The sequence below is a fragment of the Acinetobacter sp. Tol 5 genome (assembly GCF_019702905.1).
Lineage (GTDB): Bacteria > Pseudomonadota > Gammaproteobacteria > Pseudomonadales > Moraxellaceae > Acinetobacter > Acinetobacter bereziniae.
Genome location: NZ_AP024708.1, coordinates 294,326 through 309,405, shown reverse-complemented (window position 1 = coordinate 309,405; position 15,080 = coordinate 294,326). Strand labels below are relative to the sequence as shown.

Genomic DNA, 15,080 nt, shown 5'->3' with positions numbered 1-15,080 from the left:
CACCTCGATTCAGGGTATCAGCTTTTAATTATTTTTCAGTGCAAATTCTTGAATATATTGTGCAATTTCTTGAGGTCGACTCAGTACCGCCCAGTGATTTGCATTAACCTCAACACGTTCAAATTCAGTTGCCCACTTTGGCACTTCATCAATCAACGCAGGACTGACAAATTTATCTTTTAAAAGAACCACTGCTTGCACAGGGCAGATCGCAAAACGCTGACGTGGACGTGCTAAACGTGGTAAAAAATTAGCGCGATATAACCCAATACCATGTTCACCATCTTTCGCAATATTTGAGTTTAAAGGTAGATCTTTCGTCTTCTCCAATTGCGCTAAAATTGCACCCCAACGCTGTGGACTGAAAAAATGCCAGACGGTAGGTGCAAGAATCGGAAGTTGAAAAGCAACAATGTACCAAGATTTCAATAATTGTTTAAAAAATTTAGGTTTTTCATGTAAAAACTGCTCACGCATCCAAAATGCGGCATGATCTAAACATGGTCCTGACATGGTGGTATAAGACAAAATACGATTTTTAAATTTTGTTTCAGTAACCGATTCCCAAGATTGAATTGACCCCCAATCATGGGCAGCTAAATGAAACTGACGTTCGGGCAGTACTTCATTGACCACACATTCCAAATCTAGCGATAACCGCGGTAAAGCATAATCACGGATACGTTTTGGAATAGAGGATTGCCCTGCACCACGAACATCATAGGTCACAATATAAAATTGTGAAATCAATTGCTCTATAATCGGTTCCCAAACTTCCTGATTATCAGGATAACCATGCACCAAGACCAACGCGGGGTTTTCAGCATTCCCCCATGTTTTTGCATAAAGTTTTTGCTTATCCTGTGTCGAGATCCAATAAGTTTGCGCTTGCATTGAGTCACCTTTTATTGTTTTCACCATTGGCTATGATTTCGCTCTAGAGGGCATTTCGATCAATGCCACTTTGCCTTGAGTTCTTTATTATGGTTGAAAAATAGATAACTAGAATTGACCATGAATGCGCTAATCAAGAAACTACAGACAATTCCATTTGTATCTAGATTTATGTTGAATCATTTTTCTCCATACAAAGGTGCAGGAATTGAAATCGAAAAAATTGATCTGAAAAACTATCATATTCGGGTCAAAATGCCACTGACACGCAACAATCAAAACATTGTTGGGGTTCACTTTGGTGGCAGTTTATATTCGATGGTTGACCCATTTTATATGCTTCTTTTGATGCATCACCTTGGTCCTAAATACATGGTGTGGGACAAAGCTGCGAGCATTAATTTTCTATCACCCGGACGCAGTACGGTTTATGCCGATATTCGATTGGATGCTGCTGAAATCGAACATGTTAAAGATCTGGCACAGAACTATAAGCCTGTGTATCGTAACTACACTTTAAATATTTTTGATGATTCAGGGTTACGAATTGCTGAAGTACAAAAAACCGTTTATATCCGTCGTAAGAATCCACATCCGTTAAAACGTTAATGACTTTAGTGCATGATCTTCATATCATTTAAACCTGTTTAATGGTCTACTAAATAAGTTAAATATAAACGATAGAAATAAAAAAACGCTATGCTGAATCAATACACCATAGCGTTTTTATCGTTCATTGAGTGACTTATTTGTTTTGCTCAATGGCTGCACCTGCGCCACCACCAATTGCACCACCAATTGCAGCACCAGCGTCACCGCCTAGAATACCTTTACCAATCACTGAACCAATACCTGCACCAACACCACTATAAGTTGCGTTGCGATTTGAACCATTACTTGCCTTGCTTCCTACAGCCGCGCCACCACCAGCACCGACAGCCGCACCAATACCATTACCTGCATGATTACCTAAGCCACCACCAACAGCACCACCAAGCGCTGCGGAACCGATACGCTTATCATTTGCAGACATGTTTTCACAACCTGTCAGCATCACGATAGGTAAAGCTACACACATCATGGTCATTATTTGCTTTTTCATGCTCTTATTCCTTCTGTTATTACAAAAAGTCAATCAAACAGCTCTTACACTTGAAATTATCTCATGGAAAGTAAAGATAAATTCGTGAGGAAATGATTGCTTTATTGCATCCATTTGTAACTTTGTTTAACACTCGGCAATGACTTAAGCTTTGATCCAATCGCTACACATGGTGTATTCATGGAAGGTAAATTGCTTATTTTACGGATAAAAGCATGAACTCATTATCAAGCTCCTATAAACTATAGCTAAGACTGGAGCTTATCATGTCACAAACTTCCACTTTAAAACGGGGACTCAATACCCGCCACATCCGTTTCCTTGCTTTAGGTTCTGCTATTGGCACAGGTTTATTCTACGGTTCAGCCTCGGCTATACAGCAAGCAGGTCCATCTGTACTACTGGCTTATATGATTGCAGGCATTGCAATTTATATTGTGATGCGTGCACTAGGTGAAATGGCTGTCCATAATCCTGTTTCAGATTCTTTTAGTCATTACGCTTCTGAATATATCAGTCCATTTGCAGGTTTTACCACAGGTTGGACCTATGTCTTTGAGATGGTCATTGTTGCGATCGCCGATGTCACTGCCTTTGGAATTTACATGGGGTTTTGGTTTCCCGATGTTGCACGTTGGGTTTGGATTCTGTCTCTAATTTTCTTTTTGGGTGCGATTAACCTGATCCATGTCAAAGTCTATGGTGAATTGGAATTTTGGTTATCCATCGTTAAGGTCACTGCCATTATTGCCATGATTTTGGGTGGTTTTGGCATCATGCTCTACGGTTTACATATTCCACATACTGAATTTAGTTCAGGTATATCGAACCTTTGGACACATGGCGGTTTCTTTCCCAATGGTATTGCTGGTTTTATTGCCTGCTTTTCTGTGGTTGTTTTTGCATTTGGTGGTATAGAAATCATTGGTGTGACTGCTGGAGAAACCAAAGATCCTAAAGTGGCAATACCTCAAGCCATCAATGCTGTTCCTTTTCGCATCATCCTATTCTATGTATTGACTATTTTTGTACTGATGTCGATTTTTCCTTGGAATCAAATCGGTTCTCATGGCAGTCCATTTGTGCAAATATTTGAAAGCCTAGGGATCAAATCAGCGGCTGCCGTTCTAAACATTGTGGTGATTACTGCTGCTGTTTCTGCAATTAACAGTGATGTTTTTGGCGCCGGGCGAATGATGTATGGCATGGCAATCAAAGGCAAAGCGCCAGCAAGTTTTGCCAAAACATCAAGAAATGGCGTACCGTTTATGACCGTAATCGTCATGGCAAGCGTGCTTTTGGTTGGGGTACTCTTAAATTACCTGATTCCTGAAAATGTGTTTGAAATCATTGCCTCAATTGCAACATTTGCAACTGTTTATGTGTGGTTAATGATTTTATTAGCCCAGTTTGGTATGCGGAAAAAACTCAGTGCTGAAGAAATTAAAAAGCTCGATTTCCCTGTAGTTGGATGGCCTGTTGCACCGATTTTAGCCACAGCATTTATGGTCTTTGTCATTGCCATGATTGGTTATTTCCCAGCCTCACGTCCTGCACTTTATGTTGGCGCGATTTGGCTTGCCTTATTGGCTGTTGCTTATCAACTTTGGATGAAACCACGATCTTCATAAATAAAAATTTGGGTTTCACTGAACTTAAAACCGCTGAATTCCAGCGGTTTTTTTTGTTCCCTTAGTTCTGCGATTTATTAAAATTTATCATTCCGACTTGTACATTAATCGTTGTTTGATATTGATGATGATGGCAAATAGAACACCTAAAATCCCTGTTAGTGCTAAAAGGAGAATGCCAAAGTAAAACAGTTCAGCCAAAATAATTCCCAATTTGTACTCATACAAAACTCGAAATAAATAACTGTTTTTAACACGGATAGACACCAATGAAGGATTTAAATGCCATAGACTCAGTATCGTTGCAAAGCCAATGCAAAATGAGAAACAAGCAAAAATGATCACCGCATCTAAAGGTTTAAACTGATTGAGTTTAGGTTGCTCAACTTTATCATCTTTATCTATCGCATAAATAATCAGTAACGCCCACAGTGGACACAGCAAGCTCAGGTAGGTCTTAACAAACAGGCTAAATTGTTCCAGCTCACCTGTGGTGGTACTTTGAATTTTTAAAAATTGATTGATCCATTGCATCATATCAATTTGCCAACCATGTTCCAGTGCAGGTGCAGGCAGCAACATCATGAACAATAATGGACAAATCGTCATCAAAGTTAAGGTCTTCACTACAGTATTTATTTTCATTCTAGATTGATTTTAATTTCCATTTTTTGATTATATAAAAAAAGACGCCCTAAGGCGTCTTCTTCATTTCAAAAGCTGTTTAACTTAGAAAGAATCTTCGTTTAAAGCCTGAGAGAATGCTTGATCAACTTCGGAGAAGTCATTTACAAGCTCATGCTCAGCAGCTTCTGCTTCTTGACGACGACGTTCTAAGTGGTATGCAAGACCAGTACCTGCTGGAATCAAGCGACCTACAACAACGTTTTCTTTCAAGCCACGTAAATCATCTTCTTTACCTGTTACAGCCGCTTCAGTTAACACACGTGTGGTTTCCTGGAACGATGCAGCAGAGATGAACGAGTCAGTAGAAAGCGATGCTTTGGTAATACCCATCAATTGACGTTCATACTTCGCAGGGAACTTGTTCTGAGCCAATACCGCTTGGTTTTCGCCCACAACGCGGATGTAATCCACTTGTTCGCCTTTGATGAAGCTTGTATCGCCGCCATCAGTAATGTCAACTTTACGCAACATTTGACGCACGATCACTTCGATATGCTTATCGTTGATTTTTACACCTTGTAAGCGGTAAACGTCTTGAACTTCGTTCACGATGTAGTTGGTTAATGCAACTTCACCTTTCAAACGTAAGATGTCATGTGGGTTCTGTGGACCATCAGAAATGGTTTCACCACGGTTCACATGCTCACCTTCAAACACGTTAATGGTACGCCATTTAGGAATCAACTCTTCATAAATTTCAGAGCCATCATCTGGTGTAATCACTAAGCGGTTCTTACCTTTGGTTTCTTTACCAAAGCTTACAACACCTGAAATTTCAGCAAGGATCGCATGCTCTTTCGGCTTACGTGCTTCGAACAAGTCAGCTACACGTGGCAGACCACCGGTAATATCACGAGTACGTGAAGTTTCTTGTGGTACACGACCAATGACATCACCCACACCAATCGTTTCGCCATCACGAACAGTCACGATTGTATTTTGTGGCAAGAAGTAGAACTGTTCGCCGCCATCGGTTGTATCCAACACGATTGCAGGACGTAAATCTTTACCAGAAGCAGGACGAGCTGTTACAGGTAAGATTTCAACAGTCGTCATACCTGTTGCATCATCAGTTTTCGATGTTGCAGTTACACCATCAGCAATTTGGCTGAAACGTGCTTTACCAGCAACTTCTGTTACCAATGGATGTGTATGCGGATCCCAAGTTGCAACAATACCGCCGCCTTCTACAGGTTGACCATCTTTGATCAAGATCGACGCACCGTATGGAAGTTTATAACGCTCACGCTCACGACCTAAGTCATCCGCAATACCGATTTCACCTGAACGTGAAACAGATACCAAATGACCTTTGGCATGTTGAACAGTTTTAACGTTATGGAAACGAACTGTACCTTTGTTACGTACTTGTACACTGTTTGCAGCAGAAGTTCGGCTTGCAGCACCACCCACGTGGAATGTACGCATGGTTAACTGTGTACCAGGTTCACCAATTGATTGTGCAGCCATAACCCCAACAGATTCACCTGGATTCACCAAGTGACCGCGAGCCAAGTCACGACCATAACATTTCGCACATACACCGAATGTTGAAGCACAGTTAACAACTGAACGTACTTTAACTTCGTCAACACCGTTATCTTCAAGGAACGTTGCAAGTTTCTCGTCGATCAATGTGTTACGTGGAAGAAGGACATCATCTGTACCTGGTTTCTTGACATCTTCAGCAAGTACACGACCCAATACTCGAGCACCTAAGTTCTCGATGACATCACCGCCTTGAATGAATGGAGTCATTACAAGACCGTCATAAGTACCACAATCTGGCTCAGTAATGACCAAATCTTGTGCTACGTCGACAAGACGACGTGTTAAGTAACCTGAGTTCGCAGTTTTAAGTGCTGTATCTGCCAAACCTTTACGCGCACCGTGTGTTGAAATGAAGTACTGAAGTACTGTCAAACCTTCACGGAAGTTTGCTTTAATCGGTGTTTCAATGATCGAACCATCTGGTTTAGCCATCAAACCACGCATACCTGCAAGCTGACGAATCTGAGCTGCCGAACCACGGGCACCAGAGTCAGACATCATGTAGATACTGTTGAATGATTTTTGCTTCTCATCTTCACCCTGTTTATTTTTAACAGTTGTGAATGACAAGTTATCCATCATCGCTTTTGCAACTTGGTCGTTGGTACGCGCCCAAATGTCGACAACTTTGTTATAACGCTCACCAGCAGTTACGAAACCTTGCTCGAATTGTTGTTCAATTTCACGAACTTCAACTTCAGCTTTTTCAATAATTGCTTGCTTTTGTGGTGGAATCAACATGTCTTCCATACCCACAGAAACACCTGAACGTGTTGCTTGACGGAAGCCCAAGTACATCAATTGGTCAGCAAAGATAACAGTATCTTTCAAACCTAATTTACGGTAGCAAGAGTTAATCAATTTAGAGATGTTTTTCTTGGTCATCTCTACGTTGATTTGTTGGAAATCCATACCTTCAGGAACAACTTCCCAAAGTAAGCAACGACCCGGTGTTGTATCTACAACAATAGTTTGATGTTCACGGTTACCGTTGTCATCAATCACTGTTTGGTGTACACGCGCTTTAACACGAGCATGTAAATCAACTTGACCTGTCGCAAGTGCACGGTTTACTTCATGTGTGTCCGCAAACACCATGCCTTCACCTTTGGCGTTCACTGCATCACGTGTGATGTAGTAAAGACCCAATACAACGTCCTGAGAAGGTACGATGATTGGCTCACCATTTGCAGGTGACAAGATGTTGTTTGTCGACATCATTAACGCACGAGCTTCTAACTGAGCTTCAAGTGTTAATGGTACGTGAACCGCCATTTGGTCACCATCGAAGTCGGCGTTAAACGCAGCACATACGAGTGGGTGTAAACGAATCGCTTTACCTTCAATCAAGATAGGTTCAAACGCTTGAAGACCTAAACGGTGAAGTGTTGGCGCACGGTTCAACATTACAGGATGCTGACGAATTACAGATGCAAGAACGTCCCATACTTCTGGTGTTTCACGCTCAACCATTTTCTTCGCAGCTTTAATGGTTGTTGCTTGACCTGAAGCTTGTAATTTCGCAAAAATGAATGGCTTGAATAATTCAAGTGCCATTTTCTTTGGAAGACCACATTGGTGCAAACGTAATGATGGACCTACGGTAATCACCGAACGACCTGAATAGTCAACACGCTTACCAAGTAAGTTTTGACGGAAACGACCTTGTTTACCTTTGATCATATCAGCCAAAGATTTAAGCGGACGTTTGTTCGAACCTGTAATCGCACGACCACGACGACCGTTGTCTAACAATGCATCGACAGACTCTTGTAACATACGTTTTTCGTTACGTACGATAATGTCTGGCGCAGCAAGGTCAAGAAGACGTTTTAAACGGTTGTTACGGTTAATCACACGACGGTAAAGATCGTTCAAGTCAGAAGTCGCAAAACGACCACCTTCAAGCGGTACTAACGGACGAAGATCAGGTGGAAGTACAGGAAGTACATTCATCACCATCCATTCTGGCTTGTTGTTTGACTCTTTGAACGCTTCCATCAACTTCAAACGTTTAGACGCTTTTTTAAGCTTAGTTTCTGAAGTTGTGTTTGGAATTTCTTCACGTAAACGAGAAATTTCAGCTTCAAGATCAATATCTTTCAACAAGTCTTGAACTGCTTCAGCACCCATTTTAGCGCTGAATTCATCACCGTGTTCTTCTAACGCAGTAAAGTATTCTTCATCATTAAGAAGTTGGTACTTCTCCATTGGCGTCATGCCTGGATCAGTCACCACATAAGATTCGAAATACAATACACGTTCGATATCACGCAAAGTCATATCAAGAAGTAAACCGATACGGCTTGGTAATGATTTCAAGAACCAAATATGAGCAACAGGAGAAGCCAATTCGATGTGACCCATACGCTCACGACGAACTTTCGCAGTTGTTACTTCAACGCCACATTTTTCACAAATGACGCCTTTGTATTTCATACGCTTGTATTTACCGCACAAGCATTCGTAATCTTTTACTGGACCAAAGATTTTGGCACAGAATAAACCATCACGTTCTGGCTTAAACGTACGATAGTTAATGGTTTCTGGTTTTTTAACTTCACCGTGAGACCATGACTTAATCATTTCTGGTGACGCAAGACCAATACGGATGCGATCAAACTCTACTGGAGCATGACCGTCTGAGTCCGTCTTTTTGCGCATGATATCGAGCAAGTCTTTCAATTTTTTTCTCCGTGTGCCGAAGAGGCATTTTCTCTACGGCTGGGTCACAAATATTGTTTTTTCACTGAGATTTGGAATCTCCCCTACCCCTCTTTAAGAAAGAGAGGGAAATCCCCCCCTTTAACAAAGGGGGATCAAGGGGGATTTAGTCACCATTTTTCAGTTCAATGTTGATACCTAAAGAACGGATCTCTTTGGTCAATACGTTGAACGATTCAGGCATACCCGGATCCATATAATGGTTACCATCTACAATGTTCTTATAGATGCGAGTACGACCTTCAACGTCATCCGATTTCACAGTTAACATTTCTTGAAGTGTATAAGCAGCACCATAAGCCTCAAGTGCCCAAACTTCCATCTCACCGAAACGCTGACCACCGAATTGTGCTTTACCACCAAGCGGTTGTTGAGTCACGAGTGAGTAAGAACCAGTAGAACGTGCATGCATTTTGTCGTCAACCAAGTGGTTCAACTTGAGCATGTACATATAACCTACTGTTACTGGGCGGTCAAAACGCTCACCTGTACGTCCATCATACAATACTGTTTGACCTGTACGTGAGATACCACCAAGTTCAAGTAACTCTTTGATTTGTCCTTCTTCTGCACCATCAAATACTGGTGTAGCTAAAGGAACACCTTTACGCAAGTTACCTGATAACACCAAGATTTCTTCATCAGTCAAGCTATCAAGATCTTCTTGCTCGCCACCAACTTTGTTATAAATCTTGTCTAAGAATTCACGAAGTTCAAGAACAGTACGTTGCTCTTTCATCATCTTGTCGATCTTATCGCCAAGACCTTTCGCTGCCATACCCAAGTGAGTTTCAAGAATCTGACCCACGTTCATACGTGATGGTACACCGAGTGGGTTAAGTACCACATCCACTGGAACACCATGGATGTCATGCGGCATGTCTTCAACTGGTAAGATGTTTGATACAACACCCTTGTTACCGTGACGACCCGCCATCTTATCACCAGGCTGGATACGACGTTTAACAGCAAGATAAACTTTAACAACTTTCAACACACCAGTTGTCAGTTCATCACCCGTTGAAAGTTTACGTTTTTTCTCAGCAAACTTCTCATCGATCTCGTGGCTCTTCTCTTTCAAGAACACTTGAATCTGCGTTAAACGCTCAGCAATACCTTCGTCTGCTGGTTGAACTTCTAACAGATCAACAAGCTCTAAGTTAGACAATACGTCTTCAGTTAGCTTGTCACCACGTTTCGTTGTACCACCACCATTTGACTCTTGACCTTTCAATAAACGCACAATACGTTCACGAGCAGCTTCTTCGAAGATTTTGAATTCTTCTTTCAAGTCTTTACGGTAAGCATCAAGTTGCGCTTTTTCAATTGCTTGAGCACGCTCATCTTTCTCGATACCGTCACGTGTAAACACTTGAACGTCAATCACTGTACCTTTTACGCTTGAAGAAACACGTAAAGAAGAGTCTTTTACATCCGCAGCTTTTTCACCGAAAATTGCACGAAGTAATTTTTCTTCAGGTGTTAATTGTGTTTCACCTTTAGGCGTTACCTTACCAACAAGGATGTCACCTGCTGAAACTTCAGCACCGATATAAACAATACCTGATTCATCAAGTTTAGATAAAGCTGCTTCACCCACGTTAGGAATATCTGCAGTAATTTCTTCTGCACCTAACTTGGTATCACGCGCTACACATGACAACTCTTGGATGTGAATCGAAGTCAAACGGTCTTCTTGAAGTACACGCTCAGATAATAAGATCGAGTCTTCGTAGTTATAACCGTTCCACGTCATGAACGCGACACGCATGTTTTGACCAAGCGCTAACTCACCACCGTCAGTCGATGGACCATCAGCAAGAACGTCACCACGACCTACTTTATCGCCCAAGCTCACAAGAACTTTTTGGTTGATACAAGTGTTTTGGTTTGAACGTGTGTATTTGATCAAGTTGTAGATATCTACACCTGCTTCACCCGCGATCATTTCATCTTCGTTTACACGAATAACAACACGAGAAGCATCAACGAACTCAATACGTCCGCCACGTTTTGCGATTACACACACACCAGAGTCATGCGCTACGTTTGCTTCCATACCTGTACCAACAAGTGGCTTGTCAGCAAGCAGTGTAGGAACAGCCTGACGTTGCATGTTTGAACCCATTAATGCACGGTTCGCATCATCGTGTTCAAGGAATGGAATAAGTGATGCAGCAACAGAAACAACCTGCTGAGCAGATACATCCATATGCGTCACTTTTTCAGGAGGCATACGAACGAATTCACCTTGATGACGTACAGAAACGAATTCTTCAGTCAAGTGACCGTCTTTATCTACACCAGAATCGGCTTGTGCAATTACAGTGCCTACTTCTTCAATCGCAGATAAATACTCAACATCATCCGTTACACGACCATCAACCACTTTACGGTATGGAGTTTCCAAGAAACCGAAGTTGTTGGCTTTTGCATATACAGAAAGTGAGTTGATCAAACCAATGTTTGGACCTTCAGGTGTCTCAATTGGACATACACGACCATAGTGAGTTTGATGTACGTCACGTACCTCAAAGCCTGCGCGTTCACGTGTCAAACCACCAGGACCAAGCGCTGAAACACGACGTTTGTGCGTAATTTCAGACAATGGATTGTTTTGATCCATAAACTGAGACAATTGGCTTGAACCAAAGAATTCTTTGATTGCAGCTGCAACTGGTTTCGCATTGATCAAATCTTGTGGAGACAAGTTATCTGTTTCAGCTTGGTTTAAACGCTCTTTTACAGCACGTTCAACACGAACTAGACCAACACGGAATTGGTTTTCTGTCATTTCACCAACAGAACGTACACGACGGTTACCTAAGTGATCGATATCGTCGACTTCACCTTTACCGTTACGGATTTCTACCAATGTTTTCAATACATCAATGATGTCATCGTTAGAAAGAATACCTTCTACTTCACGAGACTTCTGATCTGTACCGACTTCATAAGGACGACCCAAACGACGGTTAAACTTCATACGACCTACAGGAGACAAGTCATAACGCTCTGTAGAGAAGAATAAGTTATTGAATAAGTTTTCAGCCGCTTCTTTTGTTGGTGGCTCACCTGGACGCATGACTTTGTAGATTTCTACAAGTGCTTCTTCACGACCTGTTGTCGTATCTGCACGTAGTGTATCTGCAACAAACGAACCACGATCGATATCATTGGTGAACAAGATGTTAAATTGTTTAACACCACCTTCAGCGATTTTAACCAATACTTCATGGCTTAAAATGGTATTGGCAGCAATCACTTCACCATCACGTAAAGTAATATCTTCAGCTGTAATACGCTCATACAAGTATTCATCAGGAACAGAAAGTTTAGTTAAACCCGCAGCTTCCATTTGACGCACATGACGTGCATTGATACGTTTACCTTGTTCAACAATCACTTTACCGTCATTGTCTGCAATATCGAACTGCGCCATTTCACCGCGAAGGCGTTCTGGAACAAGGTCAATCTGATAGCTACCCATATCAAGATATACAGGTACTTTCTCATAGAACATATTGAGAATTTGTTCATTGCTATAGTTCAATGCACGTAGAATAACAGTCGCCAACAATTTACGACGACGGTCAATACGAACAAATACTAAGTCTTTAGCATCAAATTCAAAATCCAACCATGACCCACGGTAAGGAATGATACGTGCTGAATAAAGCACTTTACCACTTGAATGAGTTTTACCCTTATCGTGATCAAAGAAGACGCCTGGAGAACGGTGTAATTGAGATACGATTACACGCTCAGTACCATTGATTACAAAAGTACCATTCTCAGTCATGAGTGGCATTTCACCCATGTACACTTCTTGTTCACGTACGTCTTTGATAGATTTCGTTTCACGATCTTTGATGATCAAACGAATTTTAACGCGCATTGGTGCCGCAAAGGTTGAACCGCGAAGAATACACTCGCGAACATCAAACTCTGGTTTACCAAGACTATACTCAACGAATTCTAAAGCAGCATTGCCCGAATAACTTTCAATAGGAAAAACTGAACGAAATGCAGCTTGGAGACCGATATCTTCGCGATTTTTTGGAGTTTTGCCATCTTGCAAGAATGTTCTGTACGAGTCGACTTGAATCGCGAGCAAGTACGGAGCATGCATGACTTGGGGCAATTTACCAAAATTCTTACGGATCCGTTTCTTTTCGGTATATGAGTATGCCATCTGGAGTCCTCGGAAAGTAAACTAAGCCCGCCTGCAGAACGAACTTAGAAGGAATTACGCAGGTCGATATGACCACCACTTTTATACAAATGCTGCAAATTTCAGTGGTACAAAACGCTTAACAATATTTTTAAAACTGAAAAATATTGGTAAGCGTTTGATTATGTTTATTTATTTTAAAAATTGATGATTTTTATATCAATCAATCTAAAATCGAGCCGATTATTGTAACGCAAAAAGGCTGATGACCCAAGAGCCATCAGCCAATTTGTGGAGCCGATTATAAAAAAATCGACTCCCCTTAAGATTACTTAAGTGTAACTGTAGCACCAGCTTCTTCAAGTTTCTTCTTAAGTTCTTCGCCTTCTTCTTTAGAAACCGCTTCTTTAACAACTGAAGGAGCGCCTTCAACAAGATCTTTAGCTTCTTTAAGACCAAGACCAGTAGCTTCACGAACTGCTTTAATTACAGCAACTTTGTTAGCACCGAAAGAAGTCAACTCAACGTTGAATTCAGATTGCTCTTCAGCAGCAGCAGCGCCAGCACCTGGAGCAGCAGCTACAGCTACAGCAGCTGCAGATACGTTGAATTTTTCTTCGAAAGCAGAAATAAGTTCAACAAGTTCAAGAACAGTTTTTTCAGCAACTGCGTTTAAGATTTCTTCGTTAGTTAAAGCCATGAGAATAACTCCAAATGGATATTGAATGGTGTGTGAAAATTTTTAAGCTTAAGCTGCTTCTGACTCGTTTTTCTCTTTGAGTGCTGTAATAAGGCGACCCAATTTCGAAATAGGAGCTTGAAGAACATTGGCAAGCATAGTAAGTGCTTTTTCTTGGTTTGGAAGATTTGCGATAACGCTAACATCTGCACCTTGATAAACTTTGCCATCAAATGCAGCAGCTTTAAGTTCAAATGCTTTGTTAGTTTTAGCAAAATCTTCAAACAAGCGAGCAGCTGCGCCCATGTCGTCTTCAGAAGTTGAAAAAGCTAGAATAGTTGGACCAACAAGGTTCTCATCTAAAATAGAGAATTGAGTACCTTCAAGTGCACGCTTAGCCAAAGTGTTACGCACGATACGTGTTTTAACACCTAACTTACGAGCTTCTACGCGAAGTGTAGTCAATTGTTCTACTGTTAAACCTTGGTAGTCAGCAACAACAGCAGCAAACGCTACAGAAGCAACTTCATTTACTTCAGCAACGATCTGTTTTTTGTCTTCGATAAGAAGAGCCATTGTAAAACCTCCTAACGGTGATTTATGCAATCCACAAATGGACTGCACTCCCAATTCGCAAGTCAATTTCTCAACTTACACGCGGAGGAGGAATCAATCACACCACCGCGTCTACTCAGACTGGTATTTTAAGAAGCAAATCCTGAGACCTGCCTCGCCTGAGGTCTTTGACGCTGATAAACTTACATCTATCAATTCAAAGTCCGCCTGAGAACCCATCAGCAAGTAAACCTTGCCAACTCACAAGATGAGAAAAACCTCGAATGAAGCTTTCCTCATTTTGCGCAAAGTTTAAAAACCATGTTTTAAACTTCACTCAGGACTTTAAAATTCTTTTATTGCAAATAATTATCTATAAAATAATTATTTAGTAACGTTCTGTACGTCTACAACAAGACCAGGACCCATAGTTGAGCTCAAAGTGATCTTTTGGATGTAGATACCTTTAGAAGTCGCAGGTTTTGCTTTCTTAAGGTCAGCAATAAGTGCTTCAACGTTTGAACGAACAGCTTCAGCAGTAAAACCTACTTGACCGATCGCAGCGTGGATGATACCCGCTTTGTCAACACGGTAACGTGCTTGACCTGCTTTTGCATTTTTAACTGCAGTTGCAACGTCAGGAGTTACTGTACCCACTTTAGGGTTTGGCATTAAGCCACGTGGACCAAGGATCGTACCTAACTTACCTACAACGCGCATTGCATCTGGAGCAGCAATCACAACATCAAAGTCTAAGTTACCTGCTTGAATGCTTTCAGCAAGATCATCAAAACCAACAACGTCCGCGCCTTCAGCTTTAGCAGCTTCAGCAGCAGCGCCTTGAGCAAACACAGCTACACGTACAGTTTTACCAGTACCTGCAGGAAGTGTAGTCGCGCCACGAACAACTTGGTCAGATTTACGAGGATCAACACCTAGGTTTACCGCAACATCCAAAGATTCTTTGAATTTTGCAGCAGGAAGGCTGCTAAGAACTTGTACCGCTTCTTCCAAAGTATAAACTTTGTTTGCTTCTACAGCAGCAGCAATGGCTTTTTGACGTTTAGTTAACTTTGCCATGTC

Annotated in this window: 10 protein-coding genes; 2 read left to right on the top strand and 8 right to left on the bottom strand. The window is 41.5% G+C overall.

What is annotated here, in order from left to right; translation table 11 throughout:
- Nucleotides 1-24 precede the first annotated feature (24 nt).
- A complete protein-coding gene (locus tag TOL5_RS01415; protein ID WP_121774644.1) occupies nucleotides 25-894 on the bottom strand; it encodes an alpha/beta fold hydrolase in 870 nt (289 codons plus the stop codon).
- Nucleotides 895-1,014: 120 nt separating this feature from the next.
- On the opposite strand from TOL5_RS01415, the gene TOL5_RS01410 reads away from it, so the two are divergent.
- Entirely contained in the window at nucleotides 1,015-1,503 is a 489-nt protein-coding gene (locus TOL5_RS01410) for a PaaI family thioesterase (protein WP_005035285.1), read from the top strand.
- 136 nt (nucleotides 1,504-1,639) lie between these two features.
- Here the strand turns inward: TOL5_RS01410 and TOL5_RS01405 are convergent, their stop codons facing one another.
- The gene (locus TOL5_RS01405; protein ID WP_004826248.1) at nucleotides 1,640-1,996 is read right to left on the bottom strand and encodes a hypothetical protein; all 357 of its coding nucleotides are present in this window, start codon (nucleotides 1,994-1,996) and stop codon (nucleotides 1,640-1,642) included.
- Between the two features lie 266 nt (nucleotides 1,997-2,262).
- Here TOL5_RS01405 and TOL5_RS01400 point away from each other — a divergent pair, with 266 nt between their 5' ends.
- Entirely contained in the window at nucleotides 2,263-3,627 is a 1,365-nt protein-coding gene (locus TOL5_RS01400; RefSeq protein WP_221260635.1) for an amino acid permease, read from the top strand.
- Between the two features lie 87 nt (nucleotides 3,628-3,714).
- Here TOL5_RS01400 and TOL5_RS01395 read toward each other — a convergent pair whose 3' ends face one another.
- From TOL5_RS01395 to rplA, 6 genes are all read right to left on the bottom strand, one after another.
- Nucleotides 3,715-4,272: a hypothetical protein gene (locus TOL5_RS01395; protein ID WP_121774645.1), complete on the bottom strand. Its 558-nt coding sequence runs from the start codon at nucleotides 4,270-4,272 to the stop codon at nucleotides 3,715-3,717.
- A gap of 84 nt (nucleotides 4,273-4,356) precedes the next feature.
- Nucleotides 4,357-8,550 carry a DNA-directed RNA polymerase subunit beta' gene (gene rpoC, locus TOL5_RS01390; RefSeq protein WP_004826243.1) on the bottom strand — a complete coding sequence of 1,398 codons (4,194 nt, stop codon included), beginning with the start codon at nucleotides 8,548-8,550 and terminating at the stop codon, nucleotides 4,357-4,359.
- 145 nt (nucleotides 8,551-8,695) lie between these two features.
- Nucleotides 8,696-12,784 (bottom strand): DNA-directed RNA polymerase subunit beta, encoded by a 4,089-nt coding sequence (gene rpoB, locus TOL5_RS01385; RefSeq protein ID WP_004826241.1) that lies wholly within the window; start codon nucleotides 12,782-12,784, stop codon nucleotides 8,696-8,698.
- A 307-nt stretch (nucleotides 12,785-13,091) separates the two neighbouring features.
- Nucleotides 13,092-13,463 carry a 50S ribosomal protein L7/L12 gene (gene rplL, locus TOL5_RS01380; protein ID WP_004826239.1) on the bottom strand — a complete coding sequence of 124 codons (372 nt, stop codon included), beginning with the start codon at nucleotides 13,461-13,463 and terminating at the stop codon, nucleotides 13,092-13,094.
- Between the two features lie 48 nt (nucleotides 13,464-13,511).
- Entirely contained in the window at nucleotides 13,512-14,018 is a 507-nt protein-coding gene (gene rplJ / locus TOL5_RS01375) for a 50S ribosomal protein L10 (RefSeq protein ID WP_004826238.1), read from the bottom strand.
- 363 nt (nucleotides 14,019-14,381) lie between these two features.
- Nucleotides 14,382-15,077 (bottom strand): 50S ribosomal protein L1, encoded by a 696-nt coding sequence (gene rplA, locus TOL5_RS01370; RefSeq protein ID WP_004826236.1) that lies wholly within the window; start codon nucleotides 15,075-15,077, stop codon nucleotides 14,382-14,384.
- Between the last annotated feature and the right edge of the window lie 3 nt (nucleotides 15,078-15,080).